Source organism: Dinghuibacter silviterrae (assembly GCF_004366355.1).
GTDB classification, from domain to species: domain Bacteria; phylum Bacteroidota; class Bacteroidia; order Chitinophagales; family Chitinophagaceae; genus Dinghuibacter; species Dinghuibacter silviterrae.
The window spans coordinates 371,188-389,997 of the sequence record NZ_SODV01000002.1 but is presented as its reverse complement, the minus strand read 5'-3'; the positions used below and the strand labels follow the sequence as shown (position 1 = coordinate 389,997).

Annotated in this window: 19 protein-coding genes; 11 read left to right on the top strand and 8 right to left on the bottom strand. The window is 57.4% G+C overall.

Annotated features, from left to right (window positions below; translation table 11 throughout):
* Positions 1-187: 187 nt before the first annotated feature.
* Entirely contained in the window at positions 188-2,953 is a 2,766-nt protein-coding gene (locus EDB95_RS18785; RefSeq protein ID WP_246073742.1) for a glycoside hydrolase family 2 protein, read from the bottom strand.
* 40 nt (positions 2,954-2,993) lie between these two features.
* On the opposite strand from EDB95_RS18785, the gene EDB95_RS18780 reads away from it, so the two are divergent.
* Positions 2,994-4,139 (top strand): glycoside hydrolase family 172 protein, encoded by a 1,146-nt coding sequence (locus EDB95_RS18780; RefSeq protein WP_133995825.1) that lies wholly within the window; start codon positions 2,994-2,996, stop codon positions 4,137-4,139.
* A gap of 19 nt (positions 4,140-4,158) precedes the next feature.
* On the opposite strand, the gene EDB95_RS18775 is transcribed toward EDB95_RS18780, so the two are convergent.
* Complete coding sequence (locus tag EDB95_RS18775; protein WP_133995823.1) at positions 4,159-4,629, bottom strand: DUF2061 domain-containing protein; 471 nt, start codon at positions 4,627-4,629, stop codon at positions 4,159-4,161.
* A 104-nt stretch (positions 4,630-4,733) separates the two neighbouring features.
* Here EDB95_RS18775 and EDB95_RS18770 point away from each other — a divergent pair, with 104 nt between their 5' ends.
* Genes EDB95_RS18770 through EDB95_RS18760 form a run of 3 tightly spaced genes read left to right on the top strand, consistent with a single transcriptional unit; the run spans position 4,734 to position 7,468 of the window.
* Positions 4,734-6,128: a C45 family autoproteolytic acyltransferase/hydolase gene (locus EDB95_RS18770; RefSeq protein WP_162852684.1), complete on the top strand. Its 1,395-nt coding sequence runs from the start codon at positions 4,734-4,736 to the stop codon at positions 6,126-6,128.
* A 9-nt stretch (positions 6,129-6,137) separates the two neighbouring features.
* Complete coding sequence (locus tag EDB95_RS18765; protein WP_133995820.1) at positions 6,138-6,602, top strand: hypothetical protein; 465 nt, start codon at positions 6,138-6,140, stop codon at positions 6,600-6,602.
* Positions 6,587-7,468 carry a hypothetical protein gene (locus EDB95_RS18760; protein WP_133995818.1) on the top strand — a complete coding sequence of 294 codons (882 nt, stop codon included), beginning with the start codon at positions 6,587-6,589 and terminating at the stop codon, positions 7,466-7,468. The genes EDB95_RS18765 and EDB95_RS18760 overlap by 16 nt, the downstream gene beginning before the upstream one ends.
* A gap of 6 nt (positions 7,469-7,474) precedes the next feature.
* On the opposite strand, the gene EDB95_RS18755 is transcribed toward EDB95_RS18760, so the two are convergent.
* On the bottom strand, positions 7,475-8,215 hold the full coding sequence (locus EDB95_RS18755; RefSeq protein ID WP_162852683.1) for a GH12 family glycosyl hydrolase domain-containing protein: 741 nt from the start codon (positions 8,213-8,215) through the stop codon (positions 7,475-7,477).
* A gap of 144 nt (positions 8,216-8,359) precedes the next feature.
* On the opposite strand from EDB95_RS18755, the gene EDB95_RS18750 reads away from it, so the two are divergent.
* Positions 8,360-8,809 (top strand): CAP domain-containing protein, encoded by a 450-nt coding sequence (locus EDB95_RS18750; RefSeq protein WP_162852682.1) that lies wholly within the window; start codon positions 8,360-8,362, stop codon positions 8,807-8,809.
* Between the two features lie 16 nt (positions 8,810-8,825).
* Here the strand turns inward: EDB95_RS18750 and EDB95_RS18745 are convergent, their stop codons facing one another.
* From EDB95_RS18745 to pnuC, 3 genes are all read right to left on the bottom strand, one after another.
* On the bottom strand, positions 8,826-11,060 hold the full coding sequence (locus EDB95_RS18745) for a M28 family metallopeptidase (protein ID WP_133995814.1): 2,235 nt from the start codon (positions 11,058-11,060) through the stop codon (positions 8,826-8,828).
* Positions 11,061-11,082: 22 nt separating this feature from the next.
* Positions 11,083-11,460 (bottom strand): DUF7793 family protein, encoded by a 378-nt coding sequence (locus EDB95_RS18740; RefSeq protein ID WP_133995812.1) that lies wholly within the window; start codon positions 11,458-11,460, stop codon positions 11,083-11,085.
* A gap of 112 nt (positions 11,461-11,572) precedes the next feature.
* Entirely contained in the window at positions 11,573-12,208 is a 636-nt protein-coding gene (gene pnuC, locus EDB95_RS18735; RefSeq protein ID WP_133995810.1) for a nicotinamide riboside transporter PnuC, read from the bottom strand.
* Positions 12,209-12,246: 38 nt separating this feature from the next.
* Here pnuC and EDB95_RS18730 point away from each other — a divergent pair, with 38 nt between their 5' ends.
* Complete coding sequence (locus tag EDB95_RS18730) at positions 12,247-12,783, top strand: LOG family protein (protein WP_133995808.1); 537 nt, start codon at positions 12,247-12,249, stop codon at positions 12,781-12,783.
* A 1-nt stretch (position 12,784) separates the two neighbouring features.
* Here the strand turns inward: EDB95_RS18730 and EDB95_RS18725 are convergent, their stop codons facing one another.
* A complete protein-coding gene (locus tag EDB95_RS18725) occupies positions 12,785-13,048 on the bottom strand; it encodes a helix-turn-helix domain-containing protein (protein WP_246073741.1) in 264 nt (87 codons plus the stop codon).
* Between the two features lie 76 nt (positions 13,049-13,124).
* Between EDB95_RS18725 and EDB95_RS18720 the strand changes: the two genes are divergently transcribed.
* The 5 genes from EDB95_RS18720 (at position 13,125) to EDB95_RS18700 (ending at position 18,252) form a co-directional block, all read left to right on the top strand.
* A complete protein-coding gene (locus EDB95_RS18720; protein ID WP_133995806.1) occupies positions 13,125-13,388 on the top strand; it encodes a hypothetical protein in 264 nt (87 codons plus the stop codon).
* A gap of 128 nt (positions 13,389-13,516) precedes the next feature.
* A complete protein-coding gene (locus EDB95_RS18715) occupies positions 13,517-15,964 on the top strand; it encodes an Ig-like domain-containing protein (protein ID WP_133995804.1) in 2,448 nt (815 codons plus the stop codon).
* Between the two features lie 16 nt (positions 15,965-15,980).
* Positions 15,981-16,739 (top strand): metallophosphoesterase, encoded by a 759-nt coding sequence (locus tag EDB95_RS18710; RefSeq protein ID WP_133995802.1) that lies wholly within the window; start codon positions 15,981-15,983, stop codon positions 16,737-16,739.
* Complete coding sequence (locus EDB95_RS18705; RefSeq protein WP_133995800.1) at positions 16,736-17,455, top strand: type 1 glutamine amidotransferase; 720 nt, start codon at positions 16,736-16,738, stop codon at positions 17,453-17,455. Before EDB95_RS18710 ends, EDB95_RS18705 begins: the two co-directional genes overlap by 4 nt.
* Positions 17,452-18,252 carry a glutamate--tRNA ligase family protein gene (locus EDB95_RS18700; protein ID WP_133995798.1) on the top strand — a complete coding sequence of 267 codons (801 nt, stop codon included), beginning with the start codon at positions 17,452-17,454 and terminating at the stop codon, positions 18,250-18,252. The genes EDB95_RS18705 and EDB95_RS18700 overlap by 4 nt, the downstream gene beginning before the upstream one ends.
* Here EDB95_RS18700 and EDB95_RS18695 read toward each other — a convergent pair.
* Positions 18,249-18,782 carry a hypothetical protein gene (locus EDB95_RS18695; RefSeq protein ID WP_133995796.1) on the bottom strand — a complete coding sequence of 178 codons (534 nt, stop codon included), beginning with the start codon at positions 18,780-18,782 and terminating at the stop codon, positions 18,249-18,251. The two genes, EDB95_RS18700 and EDB95_RS18695, sit on opposite strands and share 4 nt — an antisense overlap.
* Between the last annotated feature and the right edge of the window lie 28 nt (positions 18,783-18,810).

Sequence of the window (18,810 nt, the reverse complement as noted above, 5' to 3'; positions counted from 1 at the left end):
GTATAACAGACACGCCAATAATATTTTATGGAAAATTTGGACGAGAACATCCACAAAAAAGAACAAAAAATCAGTATAAAATCGGAGGGACACAAGACAACAATAAAAAAAGCGCAAACGTTCCCGCAAGCGCTTTCATCATTGAAATGGTCCTATAAGACCTCGAATTTTGATCAATTTTTGGTCCTTAAAGACCCCGGAAATAGCATTTTTTGACGTTCCAGCCGTCCAAACAGAGGTTCCGAAGGCCGTTTTTTGACACCGGAAATTCCAGTTTAACTTTTCCGGTTTCCCCCGGCATCAGCGAGATGTAGTTGTCGGAATAAAACGACGGCAGCAGCCGATGGCCGCGGTTGTCCGTCACCGAGAGACGTATAAAAAACGCCGGGATGCGGCCGGGATTATGAAGAACAACCTCCGCTTTGCCCTCGCTTGTCACGCGTATCCGGACATCCACTTTGGCCGCCTGGAGTTGTTGCAGCCCGGTGTAGTGACCGGTGCTGTCGGGGAGCCAGTAGAGGTTGCGGCTGAGGGGCGCTTCCGCGTCTGCTGCGCCCTTGGTGCCGCCTGCGGCGTTTTTGGCCCCGCCCACGCCATCGGCCCCCACCAACAGGAAGATCCCCTTCCCCGCCCGCAGGCGGTCCACCGCTTCGCGAAGATCCGCTTCGACGAGGGTCGTGTCCACTTCCATGTCGACCTTCTGCTCCAGCAGGGGTGTTTCCTGCCCTTCCATACTATAGGCTTTCGCCCAAAGCCGCACGGTCCGCCGGTCCCCGCTGTTGGTCAGACACAGCTTTTCTTCCACCGGATTGAAGGCCGCGTGAACGGTTTCGCCCGCCTGATGGAGTCCGTACAAACAGGCATTGGGGTCCAGGTAGTAGTCGTACATCTGACCCCTCATCGCAGTCCAGGGGTTTTGGGTTTTCCAGATGATGACGCCCGTATACCAATCCCAGGCGTGCGCCGCAAACCCCTCGATCAACCCCCGGTACTGGTCATAGTTGAGCAGTTGGGCGATCCGCGTAAACCCGGCCAGGTCGGTAGCCGGTCCATACGCGTCCGGATAGTGCCCGTACGGAATGTATTTGTGGTAGTCCCACACCGAATCCTGCTCCCTCCCCGCCAGGGGCACCACCCGGTTGGCCGCCGGCAGGAAGCGTTCCAGGGATTCCATGTCCCCCAAACCGACCGAACCCACCTCCGAATTAAAGGGGAAAGTCCGGTGTTCCCAGAAGGTTTCGAGCGGCTGTATGCCATAGGGCCCGTCCCCGTTGCCCCCCAGGGTATTATAGGACATCGTGCTGTCGTTGGAATAAGGGGTGAACCAGCGCGTCCCATCCAGCGACGGAAGTAAGGAATCCTGTAAGGCATGAAGAATATCGTCCGGAGGCGTGATCTCGTTCCCGCCACACCAGAACGCCAGCGAAGGGTGGTTGCGCAACATGCGGATCTGATCCGCCGCCGAGCGGATGTACAGGTCATGGTCGTCGGGATAACGTTTCCGGGTCGCCTGGTCTTCCAGCTTTTTGGGATCCGGCCAGCGGCCGTCACAGTCCCCGGAGCCCCAAAAGTCCTGCATGACCAGCAGACCGTACCGGTCGCAGGCGTCATAAAATTCGGGCCGTTCCGTAAGCGCACCGCCCCAGACCCTGATCAGGTTCAGCCGCATATCCCGGTGAAACCGGACCTCTGCGTCATAACGAGCCTTCGACAACCGGAGCATGGCGTCGGAGACGATCCAGTTGCCCCCCTTTATAAAGACGCGCCGCCCGTTCACCCGGATCTCCCGGCTGCGCGTATGCGCGTTCCAGGGAGCGGTTAGCTCGCGGACGCCAAAGGTGAGGGGGGCTTCGTCGGAGACGCTGCCCCGCGCCAGGACCGCGCCTGCGCGGCCGCCCGCGGCGGGCGTAACGGAGCCGGCAGGCGTAGCCCCGGCGCCGCCGGCGCGGAACCGCAGCTGGATCGCATACAACGGCTGCGCCCCATACCCATTGGGCCACCACAGCCGCGGGTGCCGGAGCGTATCCACCGGCAAGCGCACGGTTTGCGTATCGTGCGCCCCAAGCCTCACGAGGGTGGATACCGTCTTACCCTCCAGCGTATAGGAAAGGAGGCCGCTTTGCGACACACCGGAGGCATTGACGAGGTCCGCGGTCACCTCCAGGTATGCCGGTGCCTGCGGACCTAAGGCCTCGCGCGTACCCGGTACCCGGGTGACGATATGCGGATGGTCGATCCTGACCGGTCCTGTTTCTTTGAGCAAGACCTTGTCCCAGATCCCCGTGTTACGGTCACGGATGGGCTGGATCCAGTCCCAGCCTGCCACGTATTGGTGGGTGACGTTCCGGGCGATGGTCCCGTCCCCACCCTGTCCCCCGTTCGCGTTGCCGGGGGGATCGGGGGGATACACGATGACGGCTAACCGGTTGTGTCCGTCCGCGGCGAGCCATTTCGTTATATCGAACGCCGCCCGGAGAAACATCCCGTAATGGGTCTTTTCGGTCAGGCGATGTCCGTTCAGAAAAACATCAAAGCCATAGTTCACGCCCCTGAACTGAAGCCAGATGTGCCCGCCGTGCTGGGGGCGGGCGTGGGCAAAGTCGCGCACAAACCAGTATGTGTAGTAGTCATTCCCAACCGTATAGATGTCAGGAATCCTTTCATTATTCATTCCATAAAACGGATCGGGTATCTGGCCGGCATTCAATTGGGTGGTCAGGACCGTGCCCGGGACGACGGCGGGGGTCCAGCCTTTGAGGGCGGTGCCCGGCCGGGAAAGCGCGGCGCCCGCGCTATCGGCCCCGCCTACCGCCGAAGCCCTCCGGCAAACCCACGGCCCGCTCAATTCCTGCTGTGTAAAGGGTGAAGTCGACTGCTGCGCAGCGCGCTGTGCAAAAAGAGGCAATGCCATCCATAAAAAGCCTCCGGCCATCCATAAACCTGTCCGTTTCATCGTGGGAAGATACTATCTTAGGCGAACATCCCCACAAGACATGAAAACCCGCCTAACGATTGTTCTTTTGCTCGCTGTTATCACTGCCTCCGCGCAGACCTTTAACGGGGTCGACGTGAACCTTGGTAATTTATACAGGACGGCGCCCGCCCAAAGCCGTTCGATCAGCCCCGAAAACTTTACCGGGGAGAAAGGAGAAGGTGGCAAAGCCACAAAGGGAACCGGTTCCGGCCCCGCCCGCGAGCTGGGCCAGGGCTGGAAGGTCAGCCCCTCGGTCGTGATCAAAGCGGGCGCCACGTTTACGCTGGCCACCATCGACGGACCGGGTTCGGTCCAACACATCTGGATGACGCCTACCGGTAACTGGCGCTATTCGATCCTGCGTTTTTATTGGGACGACGAGACCACGCCTTCGGTGGAGGTGCCCGTGGGTGACTTTTTCTGCATGGGTTGGAACCAATACGCACCGGTTACTTCGCTGCCCGTGGTGGTCAACCCGGGGAGCGCTTTTAATTGTTATTGGCCCATGCCCTTCCGGAAAAAGTGCCGGATCACCATGGAAAACCTGGACAACCGGGACATGGTGCTGTACTACCAGGTGGACTACCTGCTCACCGAAATACCCAACGACGCGGCCTATTTCCATGCCCAATACCGGCAGGTGGAGGCCGTTCCCTACAAACACGACTATGTGCTGGTCGACAGCATCCGGGGAAAGGGTCAGTATGTCGGCACCTATATAGCCTACGAGTCTCGTAATAACGGCTGGTGGGGAGAAGGAGAAATCAAATTTTTCATGGACGGGGACACCCAGTTTCCCACCATTTGCGGGACGGGGACCGAGGACTACTTCTGCGGGTCTTATGATTTCGACACAAAAGCGCCCGGCACGGACGGCTCCGCCTACACGGAATTCAGCGGTCCCTATACGGGCCTCCCCCAGGTCATCAAGGGCGACGGCCACTACAACATCATGCAGCGCTTCGGGCTCTACCGCTGGCATATCCGGGACCCGGTCCGCTTCGACAAGAACCTTCGGGTGACGATACAGGACCTGGGCTGGAAAAGCGAGGGACGCTATAAACCCCTGCAGGACGGGATCGCGTCGGTGGTGTACTGGTACCAGGATGAACCGCATACACCGTTTCCGCCGTTACCGGACAGGGAGGGGCTGGAGATCCAATAAAAGCGTGGGGCTCAAAAACTCAGGCGCGGACGGCCTCCGCCGCCGGCGCTGCAGCCGGGGTTTCTTCTTTAATGATCCCGAAGGGAATCCTTTGCCAGATGCGCTCGTGAATATAAAAGAACCCGATCTTGGTAAAGACTTCGGTGACGCCTATACTAAAGGCCTTGGTATAGTTCCCGGTGATGAATAAGGCGATGACAATGGTGTCCAGGGTACCGAAAAAGCGGTAGCTGGCGCCCTTGATCAGGCTGCGGTAGTGGTTGTCGACCATCGTCCCGTCGGCCGAGCGGGTTTTCAGCCAGTCCACGCGCATCCAAAGTCGCTCGTGGAGGTAGTACAAGAGGATTTTCGTCACCACCTCCACTGCACCGATCTTCAGGGCGGACGTGATCTGCCCGGTGAAGATATAGGACAAAATAATCGTGTCCATCGAAGCGCAAATTCTCCAGGTGGCTCCTTTTACAACACTCCTGTAATGATGTTCTTTCATACCAGGGACAAGATTACGGCTTTTTTTCCAAATACCCTACTACTTTAATGGACTAATTTGATCTTTCCCGAAAATCAGTATATTGACGGTTACAAATGCAAGACATGAGAAAAAACACGTTAATTCTTATCGCTCTGTCAATTTTGGCAGGTTGTCACTCCAAGAACGACCGTTTGGCCGGCGCCTACCGGTACAATAAGAACGGCTGGATCTATGTCCACCTCGAAGGCGCTCCAGAACAGATTGGTTATCAGCACGGTTATCTGCTGGCCGACGAGATCGACGACAACGTCAAGTCGACGGCTTTTGTCCTCGAACACGAAACCGGGAAGGACTGGGGCTTCTACCGTAACGCCGCCAAGACTATGTTTTGGCCAAAGATCGACTCCGAATACAAGGAGGAGCTCGGGGGGATCGTAGAGGGGCTGGCAGCCAAAGGCAAAACGTATGACGTCTATGACCTGGTCGCCCTCAACGGCAATATCGAGCTTTCCCAATATTATGTCCCCTATCTTCAAAACCTCGCCAAACCGGGGTCGGCCCTCAACAAGGCCCCCGGCAACTGCAGCGCCTTTGTCGCCACCGGCAGTTATACGACCGACGGCAAAATCGCCATCGGGCACAACAACTGGACCAACTATGTACAGGGTGAGCGGTGGAACGTGGTGGCGGACATCGTCCCCGCGAAAGGCAACCATATATTTATGGACATGATGCCGGGTTACATCCACAGCGGGGACGACTTTGCGATCAACGGGGGTGGCCTGATCATCACGGAAACGACCATCACCCAGTTCAACGGCTTTGACACCGCGGGTGTTGCCGAATTTGTCCGGGCACGGAAGGCGGAACAATATGCCAACACCGTCGATGACTTTGTAAAATTGATGTCCGACGGCAATAACGGGGGGTATGCGAACGACTGGTTGGTGGGTGACATCAACAACAATGAGATCGCCCGGGTGGAATTGGGCCTCAAACACGTACAGGTCTACCGGACAAAGGACGGGGTCTACTACGGCTCGAACTTTGCCAGCGACTCCGCCGTCATCAAGGACGAGACCAACTTTAACCCCCACGACACCACCAACTCCCCCAATACACGCCGGAGGCGCTGGGAAGCCCTCACCACCCAATACAAAGGCAAAATAGACGACTCCGTGGGCCGGGTCATGGAAAGCGACAACCTCAACGCCATGACCGGGACCAAAGAAGCTACCCGCTGCGTCATCGCCGGCAGCGTGGATACCGACCCCAAGGGCTGTCCCGAATGGGACTGGGCGCCTTACTACCCCGGGGGTACGGTCCAGTGCAAACTCACCACGGCCACGATGGCCAAAAACTTTTCGTTCTGGGCCCACATGGGCAACCCGTCCGGCAAGGACTTCCTGGCGGCGCCGTTCCTGGCGGCACACCCGGAATATCAGTGGCAGTCGGCCTATCTTCGCGATATGAAGGCGGAGCCGTGGACGCTGTTCACGGCGGGCAGCCATCAATAATATTCATTCATGTACCTGAAAAGACTTTTTACATACCACAAGGGTTGGTTTGCGTTTGTCGCCTTGTTTGCCCTTGCCGGGGTTATTGTCTGTATAAAAAGGGGGGTCGTATTGACCCCCTTTTTTCAGTATGGCATGTATTCGAAGGTAGAAAACCCGCAGGGGAGTTATACCATACCGGTGATCCTGGTCAACGGGCGTCCATTGCAAACGGCGGATTATTCCGGCCGTGCCTGGGACAAGATCGTCGCGCCACTGGAGGCGTTCCGCTCCGGCCAGGAGGGAAACCGGCAGCTCTGGACCACCGATATCAGCCGTCTGTTGCACCTCCGGGACTCGACGCCGTATGTCAACAGGAGTATAAGCGACGGCCAATTCCTGGCCTGGTATAAAGCGTATGTATCCCGGACGATTCACCGGTCCGTCGACACCTTGTCCATCCAGTACGCCACGTATTCATGGGAAAATCGTTAAAACATACCGTTGTTCTCGGGTACCTCCTGTTGTTCTATATACTGATGTTGTATAAATGGAAGAGCGGGCTTTGGCTTTTCCAATTGCAGCCGTTGTTCTTCCGTACCCGGCCAGACCTGTTCACCTGGGTGTTTATGCAGACCCGTCTCCACCTCTGGCTCCTGGACCACCCGGCCCGGTGGATCCTGGCGGATACCCTGTTTTATACGGCGCCTCTTTTTTATTATATCACCTACCGGTGGGCGCCCCGGTACTCCTGGGGGGCCGCTCTTTATCTCCTGGCCGTCCATTGGTGCTACATCCAATGCTATACCCTTTACCCGTTTGGGCTGTCCATAGAGGGCTTTGTGGGTTGGCTGCTCTTTCCCATCGTGTTTTTGCCCACCCGTGACAAGACGTTTGTTTTTCTTTGGGAAGGGCTGCGCTATTTTTTCCTTTTCTTTTTTGCTTCGGCCGGGATTTGGAAATTGATGCAGGGGGGTATCTTTAACGGGATGCAGATGAGCGCCATTCTCCTGGACCAGCACAAGGACCTGTTGTATAATTCTCCCGGCGCCCCCCAGGCCTGTTTCTTCAGAGGACTGATCGGACATCCCGCCCTCTCCTATGCACTATACGCCGGGGCAACTTTGATGGAATTGTCGTTTATAACGGGCTTTTTTACCCGGCGGTATGACCGGGTACTGGCGGGCATATTCGCAGTCTTCGTCCTGGCGGACGTTCTCCTGATGCGCATCGACTATACCGAGACCCTTCCCCTAATCCTGACACTTCTTCTTTCAACAAAAAAGCCCGGCCAAACGGCCGGACCTTTTTTTGGCACTTCTAACAGTACAAAGGGGGACTGCGCCCCCCTTTCGACGTGACGCACCCTACCCTCCGTAGGATACAGAATAACTGTTGCAGTCAAAATTCAGCCCCGAAGGCGAGGAGGTAATCTCGAAACCGAACTGTACCTTCCCGAGGGTGATGCTTCCAAACCACCCCTGGCTCTTGATCCAGTTCAGGATGGCGCGTATGTCGACCGTCCCGGAATTGGTCTGGCTCGTGCAGAGGAAGGAAAAAACGGCGTTGGAACCGTTGGACCCTTTGTACACGTTCCAGGTGTGACCGCCTACATTGACATTGGTGGCAACGGGGGTGGGCTGACCGCTGGAATTGTAGGTGTAGGAAATAGGCCCGACGCTCCCGGTCCAGTTCATCCACAACATGATTTCGTACGCATTGTTGCTGTCCCAGATGTCATAGGTACTCTCGTAGGACCCGGTGCCCGGAGGCGTGACGTTAAAGCTGCTGGTACAACTGGTCAGCGAGCTGAGCGCAACCCCCACGGTCTTGGTACTGTTCGGGAAGGACTTGACGCCACTGGTGTTCGGCTGTTCGGACCAGACACCCCAGTTGCTGTAGGAGTTTGCCCAGATGACCTGCGGACCTGCGCCGCTTCCCCATACGTCATTGTAGATGGTGTATCCCCCGTTGGACCAGCTCGCATATTGGGCGGAGGAGGACCAGTTGGCGGCCACCTGCCCGGTGGACGGCGCCATGGAATGTTTGGAACAGGCGGGCAAAGCAAGGATGCCCAGGGCTAACCCCAATAATTTGGTTCTTTTCATATAGCACTATCGTTTAGGCTATAATATTATCAAGCTCTCCGATACCCGATGGCCTTGTATTGTTACCGATCGGGCGTCCGATTGTTAAGCGCTATTGGCAGTAAAAACGGGCGGGAGTACATTTGATAAATGCCGCGTCTCCGTTTGATAATCCTCTTTCTGGCCATAGCCACCGGCTGTCACAAGTCGCCCGTTCAGGTACCCTGGCAACAGACGATGCTGGACACGGTCAATGCATGGCGTACCCGCGGTTGTCTCTGCGGTACGGATACCATGCCCCCCGTCGCCCCCCTGGTATGGAACGATACCCTGGCCGCCGCCGCCCAGGCACACGCCACCGACATGCTCGTCCACGACTATTTCGCACACATCGCCCCAAACGGCTCCTCCCCCCTCCAACGCGCCGCAGAGGCGGGATTCGCCGGTGACTATGTAGGTGAAAACATCGCCGAAGGCTTCACCACCCTCACCTCCGTGATGCAAGCCTGGAAAAACAGCCCCGACCACTGCCAAAACATGATGGACAGCACCTGGACCACCCTGGGCGCCGCCACCGCGGGAAATTATTGGGACCAGGAGTTCGGCGGCTACTAGACTGGCGGTCAATGCCCTATTCGGGCGCCCCCGCAGAGGTGGCAAGACGATCGAGGTAATCCGCGAATTGACTAAGGACCGCAGCGTCGAGGTCAATCTGCTGCTGTACCTCCGCCCAATTCCGCTGCTCCAGCGCCTCCCGGATCCCAGGCAGCGTTTTCACGCCGTAGCCCGTATAGAACCCGGGGGCATAAATGGTGTGCCGGTACCAGGGCCGGCGGGGTAACCCCTGGTCGCTGAGGAGCTGCTGCTCCGCCTGGTAAAGACCGGTATTGACGACCCGGAGGGTATCCCCGGATAAAGCAGGTGTCAACACCTTTTGGAGCCGGCCACTGGCTTTGGACAGGGCCGCCTGGGCGTTTTGCAGGGGTGCGAAGTTGAAAAAGGGGACCGCGGTTTTGGGGCTGGGCGCCTGGATAGGCTCGGCAGGGTTGTCCGCGAGGCGGTAGTAGCCTTCCCTGATCAACCGGTTGTCAACCGTTGTTGATTCCCGCATTTTTTCGGCTAAGGCGGTGACCTCTCCCTCGTAACCCTCGATGGTTTTGGAGAGCGCGGTAAAGTCGAAGGGCAGCACGTCGGCTTCCGACAGCCGGAGCATGGTGCGGCCGGCGGTCTTGGCCAGGGTTACGCCGTAGACGAAGCCGGGGTCTTTGAACCGCCGGTAGTCGTCGTAAGAGTCATAGATCGAGTGGTATTCGCCCCCGGGGTCTTCGCCTCCGTAGGCGAGGTCGATGGAAGGCACGCCGATGTGCTGGATAAAAGGTGAAAAGTCGGAGCCGGAGCCCAGCGCGCCGATATGAAAAGGGTAAGACGCCAACAGCTCCGAGCGTTGTTTGGTGTCGGCACTATTCACCGCCTCGCGCGCGCGTCTGCGTTCCAGTACGCTCACACCGGTTTCGGGATCCTTTACGTCACGGGCGACCTGCTCCAGGAAGGGTTGGAGGGCGTGCGATCCTTCGGCGTTGAGAAAACCGCGTCCGTTCCCGTCGGAGTTGATGTAGGCCACGGCGTGTCTTTGCAGGTCCCGGGCGTGTTCTTCGACGAACTCGGTGGAACCCAGCAGGGCGGGTTCTTCCCCATCCCAGGAACAAAAGACCAGCGTACGTTTGGGCCGCCAGCCGGTTTTGAGCAGCTCGCCGATGGCGTGGGCTTCTTCCAGCATGGCTACCTGTCCGCTGAGCGGGTCTCCTGCCCCGTTAACCCAGGCGTCGTGGTGGTTTCCGCGGATGATCCATTGGTCGGGGAAAACGCTTCCCGGTACCCGGGCGACAATATCATAAATGGGCTTGATGTCCCAGTTAAATTCCAGTTTCAGGTGGACCACCGTTTTCCCGGGACCCAGGTGATAGGTCATGGGCAGAGCGCCTCTCCAGTCTTCCGGCGCCACCGGTCCACCCAGGCTTTTGAGCAGGGGCTCGGCGTCGTGGTAGCTGATGGGCAAAACAGGGATCTTCAAAAGATTTACGGCATCCTTACGATCGATCCGGGGAGCGTCTTTGGTGGCGCCGATATTGGGCGTCAAAGGATCACCCGGGTAGATCGGCATGTCCATGACCGAGCCGCGCTGTACGCCGTATTCATTCTTAAAGGCGCCTTCGGGGTATACGTCGCCCGCGAAATAACCGTCGTCTTTGGGATCGGAATAGATGATGCACCCGATCGCTCCGTGTTCCTGGGCAACCTTTGGCTTGATCCCTCTCCAGGAGCGGCCATAACGGGCGATCACGATCTTTCCCTTGACGTCGATGCCCCGGCGGGCGAGCTGATCGTAGTCATCCGGCAAACCATATCCCACGAAAACCAACTGACCGCTCACGTCCCCGTCAGCGGACCAGGCGTTGTACGTGGGCAGTTGCTCGGACGTCTGGCCGGAGGTCGCGTCTTCCTTGAGGGAGGGCTCGGCGAGGAGCGCCTTGTAGGGGACGGGGGCCGTCATCTCCAGCAAGCGTGTCTTTGGTGTGGGGAAAAGTACATAAAACGTATCGACCGATACGTCGAAGCCACAGGCTTTGTACTCGTCATAAATGCGGCGGGCGTTCAGTTGATCCCCCGGGGAACCCACGTGGTGGGGCCTGTCGGACAGCACCTTTAGCCGCGCACCGATCCGCGTGGCGTCGAGGTAGGTGTCGAAGCGCGCTTCCAGTGCGGTCTCTGCGGACGCACCGGCAGGAGCAAAACCAAGAAGGGATGGGGTCTGGGCGGTGGCCGCGCCGGCAAAACAGCACAGGGCGGCGATCAGGATTTCTCTCATGTCAGGTGGTTGGGCTACAAATCTAAGCCTTCGTCTTCAACCAACCTAAGGCCCTGTCCCGGTTGATGAACAACCGTACGGGAATATGGGGCTTGTTCACCTGGATGATAAAATTTCCGATGATAGCGGTCGCCGCGGTATCGCTCAGGATGGCGGCCGCCTTGATGCCATGGGTGCCCTCTTGCGATGACAGGTAGGCCCTGGACTCCTTGTCGATGCTGATCACACCCTGGTTGCACAACAGGACCAGCACAGGCGCCCCGCCTGTGTATTCAACCCTGTCACGGACGATCTGTTGGGCAGCTTGCAGGTCTACCTTTTTTCCTTTCTTGTAGGTGGCGACCAGGATATCGCCTTCCATTTCGAATCGAACGTACTCGGTTTCCAGTATCGGGCTCATGATTGTCATTGGATATAGGGCAAGCTAAAATTATGTTAAAGTACGGACAAAAAATCAGTGTACCAAAACTCAGATGAACTAACGATTTCCCCAGTAAATCCCGCAAGTAATTTTACGAATGCCCTGGGATCATTGTCCCCAGGGCATCTGCCCGAATCTCTTTCCTCCATGCGAAGAAGCCCTGGACGGCAATGACGAATAAAAAGACGGTTAACGCGGCAAACATCGGGAGGTGTTTGTAAAACAATAAAGGAACCGCAAAGAGGTTAGAAATATTCAGCAAGATCCAATTTTCAATCTTTCGGCGGGCCAGCAGCCACATCCCCGCCCAGGCCGTTGCACTGACCCATGCGTCCCAAAAAGGGACCGTAGAGGGCGTTTTATACTTCAGGATAACGTAGAGCAACAGGGTCCCCAAGACGACAATCGCACCCGTGATCCACCATTCGGCGGCGTTGCAATAAGAGGCCTTCACCGGGGGTGTATTTTTTTTCCTTGCCCAATGCCACCACCCGTACACACTCATGACGAAATAATATCCGTTCAGCCAGCATTCGGCATAAAGCCCGGAGCACCAAAGGATGTAAATGGTCAGCACCGTTCCGAGGATACCGGTGGGATAAAGCCAGATTTTTCCCGCGCGGGCATACAGGACTTCAGCCACACCGGCCGCGACGGCTACCCATTGCAGCCAGTCGGTTTCCGCTACCTGTTGCACCAGGAGGCTCGCCCATTCGTGTACAGTCATGCGGCAAGATAATTTATATTTGCCCAAACAATTTTTTGATGAAACGGTTGGCAGTTTTTTGCGGCTCCAGCGCGGGCACCGACCCGGTCTATCTGCACCAGGCGCGGCTTTTGGGCGAAACCCTTGCGGGCAAAAAAATCGGAGTCGTTTACGGTGGCGCTTCGGTGGGGCTGATGGGAGCGGTGGCGGACGGGGCGTTGGCCGCTGGTGGTTCCGTCACCGGCGTCATCCCTGCTTTTCTGAAGACGAGAGAAATCGAACACCGGGGGCTGACGACCCTCGAAGTCGTGGAAAACATGCACCAGCGCAAACAGCGGATAGCCGAGCTCAGCGACGGCGCTATCGCACTCCCGGGGGGATTCGGAACGCTGGAGGAACTCTTCGAGGTGCTGACCTGGGGACAGTTGGGGCTTCACCAAAAACCCATCGGGTTGCTCAACACGGGAGGATTTTACGATGACCTTCTCCGTTGGTTGGACAAAGCCGTATCGGCAGGATTCCTAAAGAAACAAAACCGCGAGACCATCCTGGTATCAGAGGTTGTCGGTGGGTTGCTGGAAAAGATGATGGTTTAGCTCAAAGCCAATCCAGGTCCAGCAAATCCCGGGGATGTACACCCAGGCCTTCGGCTAGTTCGACCAGCGTGGTGACGACCAGGTTGGCCTTGCCGTTTTCCAGTTTGCTGATCTTTGCAAAATCCACCTCGCACCTGGCGGACAAGGCTCTTTGACTCAGTCCTTTTTCTTCCCTCAGCCTGGCCAGGTGGGCGCCGAATTTGTCCAACCTGATTTTGTCTTTTTCCTTCATGGTCAAAAGGTCCTGGAAAATAAGAAAAAACATGTTGGCATTTCTATCAACAATACGCCAAATTATACGTATCTTTAACGCCGGGTTCCTACCCTTTCAACTTTTTGCCATGCGCCATACCAACAAATCGGTCATCGCCCTCAATACCCCGCTCCGGCTTACCCCCGATCAGATCGAGGCCCCGGAAGCCGTCGTCACCGACTTTTTTTCCAACCTGAGCCTGGATGAAACCCGTGAAATACTTTGGGAAGCGTTTTCCCGGGCCTTATGCACCGAGGAAGAGGGCGAACGGGGCCTTTCCCACAGGGAATTATTGTATTTCCATCAGGAAATCGAGGCGCTCATCGAGGCGGCGTTCCTTTTGAAGCATTAGGAATTCGTCTCCGATTTCGCCCCTTTTACCGCTATTTAACCAACGAAGTCGTCCTTTTTTTCGTACTTTGTAGAGAGAACCCCAACCTTTGCCGTCTCCTCTGTTTACGTCAATAATGAAAACCCCCGATGAAATCCTTATTGGGCATCTTATGTGTGTTTTGGTGTATTCCGACGCTGGCGCAGATGCAGGCTTGTCCGGCGAATATTAATTTTGCCCAGGGGACACTGACGGACTGGGGCGCCTATACCGGTCTCTTCAATGACAACACCAACAACCGGCAGATCGCAGATTCCGTATCATACCCGATGAACCAGGCGGCTCCCGCGGGTACGATCGGCGCCACGACCATCTCCGAATACCAGTTGCCGTCCATGAACGGGATCTCGGTGATCACCACGAGCACAAACGACTATTTCGGGGGATTCCCTACCATTCCAACCATCAACGGCTATTCTTATTACCAGTCGGTCCTGCTGGGCTCCACCGCCATTTCCCATTCCAACGGGGGTGGCCAGGGGGGGTATGTCCGCGGGATCCGCTACCTGATCAGTGTTCCACCCGGTCCCACCACCACCCCGTATACCATGACGTACGCCTACGCCATGGTGCTGGAAAACGGGACCCATAACTCCGACCAGCAACCGATGTTTTCGGCCACATTGGCGGTCGGGGACAGCATCATCACCTGTGCCTCCCCCAGCTACCTTCTTCCGACGAACAACAACGCCCAAAACGGGGGCACCGGTGCCACCCTCGATTCGGCAGCGGCCAAAGCCGAAGGGTTCGCCCCCAGCCGGAATCCTTCCGTCAATCAAAACCCGAACTCCCCCACCGGCGGCCACCTCTATGACGTCTGGTGGAAAAGCTGGGTGGAAGTGACCTTCGACCTGAGTGCTTACCGGGGGCGGGTCGTCACCCTTACATTCGAAGCCGACAACTGTGTCCCGGGCGGCCACTTCGCCTACGCCTACGTCGCCCTGCGCAATACCTGTGCGGGCCTGCTCATCAGCGGGGATACCGTCGCCTGTACCAACTCGGACCTGATGTATTCGGTTCCGTCCCTGGCCGGGGCTACCTATTCCTGGTCGGTCCCGGCGGACTGGTCCATTCTTTCCGGGGCTTCCACCAACATCATCCAGGTGGCTGCCGGCGTCGACCCGGGCAAGATCGTCGTCCACGAGGTCAACGGCTGTGCCAACTTACACGACACCCTGAATGTCATTACCGCTCCCCCCACCATACCGGGTTCGCTCGTGGGGACCAACACCGTTTGCACGGGTACCAATTCCAGTACCCTCGACCTCACGGGTAGCAGGGGCAGTGTCCTGAACTGGTTGTACTCCACCAACAACGGGACCACCTGGACGTCCATTGCAGATACCAATCGTACCTATACCGCCCAAAACCTTACGGCCACCACGACGTACGCGGCGATGATCCAGAACGGGCAGTCCTGCGCCGTCGATACCAGCGGTACCGCGACCGTTACCGTCGACCCGAAAAGCGTGGGCGGCTCGCTGGAACCACCCTTCACCGAAGTCTGTACGGGGCAGAACAAAGGCGCCATCCTGACCCTTACGGGGGCGACGGGTAACCCTTCGGGCTGGCAAACCTCTCTTGACGGGGGCGTGACCTGGTCGCCGATGGTCCCTCCGGATACCTCCCATACGTATGGCATCCAGAACGTGACCGGGAATACGGACTACCGGGTAGTCGTCCAAAGCGGGGTTTGTCCTGCAGACACGAGCTCCGTGGCCCAGGTGACCCTTTTGCCCGCCCTTTTCCCGCAAGTGGACATCACACCGGCCGATACGCTGATCTGTTACGGCGCGACGGCCCCGCTGGGCGCCTCCGTCACCATCGGAACCAGTTATACGTGGACCCATACCAGTCCTTTGTCAGGGGCTTCGTCCGGATCGATCCCCTATACACCCTACGCGATCGACGCTACAGCGACGCCGACAACGTCTTCCATGTATATCCTGACCGTCTACAACACGGGTTGCCCCAACCCCCTGGTGGATACCTTCCAGGTGAACGTCTACCCCCAGATCGTCGTCAATGCAGGACACGACACGGCCGTCGTCATCAACCAGCCCTTGCAACTCGATGCCCGGTCCAGCGATTCCAACGATACCTTTAGCTGGACCCCGGCCACAGGGCTCAGCAGTACGGAGATCTACGATCCCGTGGCCATTGAGAACGGGGAGCAAACCACCATCCACTATACCGTGACCGCCACCGCTGCCAACGGATGCACCGGAGATGCCGGTATTACCGTCACGGTCTTCAGGACCCCGGCCGATATTTTCGTCCCCAGCGGTTTTACACCCGGTCTCAACATCGACAATATATTCCGCCCCATCCTCGTGGGGATCTCCTCCCTCCAGTTCTTCCGGGTCTACAACCGGTATGGACAGCTCGTCTACAGTACGTCCTCCACCGAAACAGGCTGGGATGGTACTGTCAACGGCAAGCCCCAGCCTTCCGAGGCGTATGTCTGGATGGTCCAGGGCACGACGTACCTGGGAAAAACGATCTTTAAGAAAGGAACCGTGGTGCTGATGCGGTAGCGTTATATTTGCTAAGATGGTGTTACAGTACTGCTCCGATCTGCACCTGGAGTTCCCGGAAAACCGGGCATTTCTTGAAAAGAGCCCCCTTGTACCCAAGGGCGACATCTTATTGCTGGCCGGGGACATCGTGCCCTTCAAGGTGATACGGCACTACGACTGGTTTTTCGACTATGTCGCCCAACACTTCAAAAAGACCTATTGGATCCCCGGCAACCACGAATACTACGGATCCGACGCCGCCGAACGATCCTCTTCGATGGAAGAAGCCATCCGGCCCAACGTCTTTCTGGTCAACAACCTCGTCCGTGACGAAGGCCCCGTCCGTCTTGTTTTTTCCACGCTTTGGTCCAGGATCACCCCTGAACACGAATGGCCCATTTCCAGGGGGATGAGCGACTTCCAGGTCATCCGCTACCTTGGCGGCGTGTTTAGCCCTTCCCTATTCAATGCACTGCACGCGTCCAGCCTGGATTTTTTATCGGATGCACTGGACCGGGTGACGGATCGCCCCACCGTCGTCGTGACCCATCACGTACCCACCTTTTACCGGTACCCCGGGAAATACGCCGGGAGTATTCTTAGCGAGGCTTTTGCCGTGGAACTTTCGGACCTGATCAAGGCCATCGGCCCCGGGCATTGGATATTCGGCCACCACCACTGCAACGTACCCGACTTTACGATAGGCAACACCATCCTGCACACCAACCAACTGGGCTACGTCCGGTATGGGGAAAACCAGGGCTTCGCGCCCGACAAAGTTGTGATTATATGAGAGTGCACTACCTCCAACACGTTCCCTTCGAAGGCCTGGGCTACATCGATACGTGGCTCAAAGCCCACCGGCATACGGTAACGGGAACCGCCTTTTTCGAACCCGGGTCCCCCCTCCCCGACACAAAGGACATCGATGCCCTAATCGTTATGGGCGGTCCCATGGGCGTGTACGATGCGACAGTATATCCCTGGCTGATCCGGGAAAAATCTTTTATCAAGGACTGTCTGGCTGCACACAAACGCATCCTGGGGATTTGCCTGGGCGCCCAGCTCCTGGCGGACTGCCTGGGCGCCAGGGTCCATCCAGCGCCCCACAAAGAGATCGGCTGGTTCGCCGTCCGCCCTACCCCACCTGCCGCCCGTGGTACGACCATGCCCTCCTGGCTGCCCGGTCTTTTTAAGGACGAGCCCACCGTTTTCCATTGGCACGGAGATCAATTCGATATCCCTCCCGGCGCGGCGGACACCCTGTCCACCGCAGCCAATACCGCCCAGGCCTTTCAATGGAACGACCGGGTGCTCGGGCTTCAATTTCACCTGGAGGTTACACCCGAGTTGCTCGACCAGATGATCGCCCACGGTACCCACGAGCTCATCCCCTCGCCTTATATACAACCTGCGGAAGCCTTACGTGCCGGCAATGTGTATATGGCTTCCTGCCACCGGCTGATGGGCCACTTGCTAAAAACGTGGATGGGGGAAGGGGGGTTATGAAAACCCGCATCGCCCCCACCCCCAGCGGCTACCTCCACTTAGGCAACGCCCTTTCCTTCGCGCTGACCGCGGGCACGGGCGCCCGGATCCTGCTCCGGATAGACGACATGGACAGGGACAGGGTGAGCGATGCGTACGTACAGGATATTTTTGACACACTGCGTTTTCTGGAGATTCCCTGGGACGAGGGGCCGCTAGATCTGGAGGACTATAAAAAGTCATGGGCCCAGGTGCACCGGTTGGGGTTGTACCATGCCGCGCTGGAACGTCTCCGGGCGAAAAACGCGGTTTTTGCGTGTACCTGTTCGAGGAGCCAGATCAAAAACGGGATGTACCCGGGCACCTGCCGGGAGAAACACATCCCCTTGGACACCGAAGGCGCGAGCTGGCGGCTTCGGACAAACGCACCGCTTCCTCCCGACATGCAGGACTTTGTCGTTCGCAAAAAGGACGGTTTCCCCTCTTACCAGCTCACTTCGGTGGTGGACGATCTTCACTATGGGATCGACCTCGTCGTAAGGGGTGAGGACCTCCGGCCGTCCACCCTTGCGCAGCAGTACCTCGCGCAGGTATTGGAGGAGCAGGCGTTTTCCGGTATACTTTTCCTACACCATCCGCTCCTCGTGGACATGGACGGGCAAAAGCTATCGAAGTCGGCTGGGTCTACTTCCATACAGGCCATGCGCAAGGAGGGGCGGACCGCGCGGGAAGTATACGGCAACATCGGGCGCCTGTCACGGCTGAACGAACCGGTCGACAGCTGGCGGACGCTGGCAGCGGCGTTTAAAGGCCTTTAAAACTGCCCGCTAAACACCGCCTGTAGCCCGCTGGGCACCTGCTCGAAGTGGAGGGCTATGCCGTTACCGGGGAGGTGGGTTTGTAAAAACCGGTGCGCCTCTTCCCGGGAGGTTTCGAAGATGCTCAATCCTTCAAACGGCAGCACGGCCTCGAACGTATAAGGGATGGCGGCGTGTCCGTGTTCCGCCTCGATCATGCCCTGCCCACGGAGGGTAATGCGCTGGGTGGTTTTGTCCCAGGAACCAAAGGCCATGTCTACGGATTCCAGAAAACGGTCTTCGCCATTCACCCGGACGGTATGTTCGTACAGGTCGAGGGTCCGGTTGTCGCCTTTATAAACCAGCGCACCAAGACCGTGCGGGGCATAAACCCGGTCAAAGACGAGCGCATTGAACATGATATAGTCATCGTCCCCGGGAGGGAAGAGCTCAATGTACCAGGTCATCTTTCCGTGTGGCTCCAGGATGCCGTAAAGGTTGGTCTTTTCAAAGTCAAAGGCCGTATCGCCAAAACGTAAGGAGTTTGTCATAATGTTTGATAGCGTAGCTTCAATCAAG

Bases quoted from the DNA above. Each gene is read 5' to 3' on its own strand.
- EDB95_RS18745 (WP_133995814.1), bottom strand. From the start codon at position 11,060: ATGAGAGAAATCCTGATCGCCGCCCTGTGCTGTTTTGCCGGCGCGGCC.
- pnuC (WP_133995810.1), bottom strand. From the start codon at position 12,208: ATGACTGTACACGAATGGGCGAGCCTCCTGGTGCAACAGGTAGCGGAA.
- EDB95_RS18720 (WP_133995806.1), top strand. From the start codon at position 13,125: ATGCGCCATACCAACAAATCGGTCATCGCCCTCAATACCCCGCTCCGG.
- EDB95_RS18715 (WP_133995804.1), top strand. From the start codon at position 13,517: ATGAAATCCTTATTGGGCATCTTATGTGTGTTTTGGTGTATTCCGACG.
- EDB95_RS18700 (WP_133995798.1), top strand. From the start codon at position 17,452: ATGAAAACCCGCATCGCCCCCACCCCCAGCGGCTACCTCCACTTAGGC.
- EDB95_RS18770 (WP_162852684.1), top strand. From the start codon at position 4,734: ATGAGAAAAAACACGTTAATTCTTATCGCTCTGTCAATTTTGGCAGGT.
- EDB95_RS18725 (WP_246073741.1), bottom strand. From the start codon at position 13,048: ATGTTTTTTCTTATTTTCCAGGACCTTTTGACCATGAAGGAAAAAGAC.
- EDB95_RS18740 (WP_133995812.1), bottom strand. From the start codon at position 11,460: ATGAGCCCGATACTGGAAACCGAGTACGTTCGATTCGAAATGGAAGGC.
- EDB95_RS18730 (WP_133995808.1), top strand. From the start codon at position 12,247: ATGAAACGGTTGGCAGTTTTTTGCGGCTCCAGCGCGGGCACCGACCCG.
- EDB95_RS18765 (WP_133995820.1), top strand. From the start codon at position 6,138: ATGTACCTGAAAAGACTTTTTACATACCACAAGGGTTGGTTTGCGTTT.
- EDB95_RS18705 (WP_133995800.1), top strand. From the start codon at position 16,736: ATGAGAGTGCACTACCTCCAACACGTTCCCTTCGAAGGCCTGGGCTAC.
- EDB95_RS18755 (WP_162852683.1), bottom strand. From the start codon at position 8,215: ATGAAAAGAACCAAATTATTGGGGTTAGCCCTGGGCATCCTTGCTTTG.
- EDB95_RS18710 (WP_133995802.1), top strand. From the start codon at position 15,981: ATGGTGTTACAGTACTGCTCCGATCTGCACCTGGAGTTCCCGGAAAAC.
- EDB95_RS18695 (WP_133995796.1), bottom strand. From the start codon at position 18,782: ATGACAAACTCCTTACGTTTTGGCGATACGGCCTTTGACTTTGAAAAG.
- EDB95_RS18785 (WP_246073742.1), bottom strand. From the start codon at position 2,953: ATGAAACGGACAGGTTTATGGATGGCCGGAGGCTTTTTATGGATGGCA.
- EDB95_RS18775 (WP_133995823.1), bottom strand. From the start codon at position 4,629: ATGAAAGAACATCATTACAGGAGTGTTGTAAAAGGAGCCACCTGGAGA.
- EDB95_RS18780 (WP_133995825.1), top strand. From the start codon at position 2,994: ATGAAAACCCGCCTAACGATTGTTCTTTTGCTCGCTGTTATCACTGCC.
- EDB95_RS18760 (WP_133995818.1), top strand. From the start codon at position 6,587: ATGGGAAAATCGTTAAAACATACCGTTGTTCTCGGGTACCTCCTGTTG.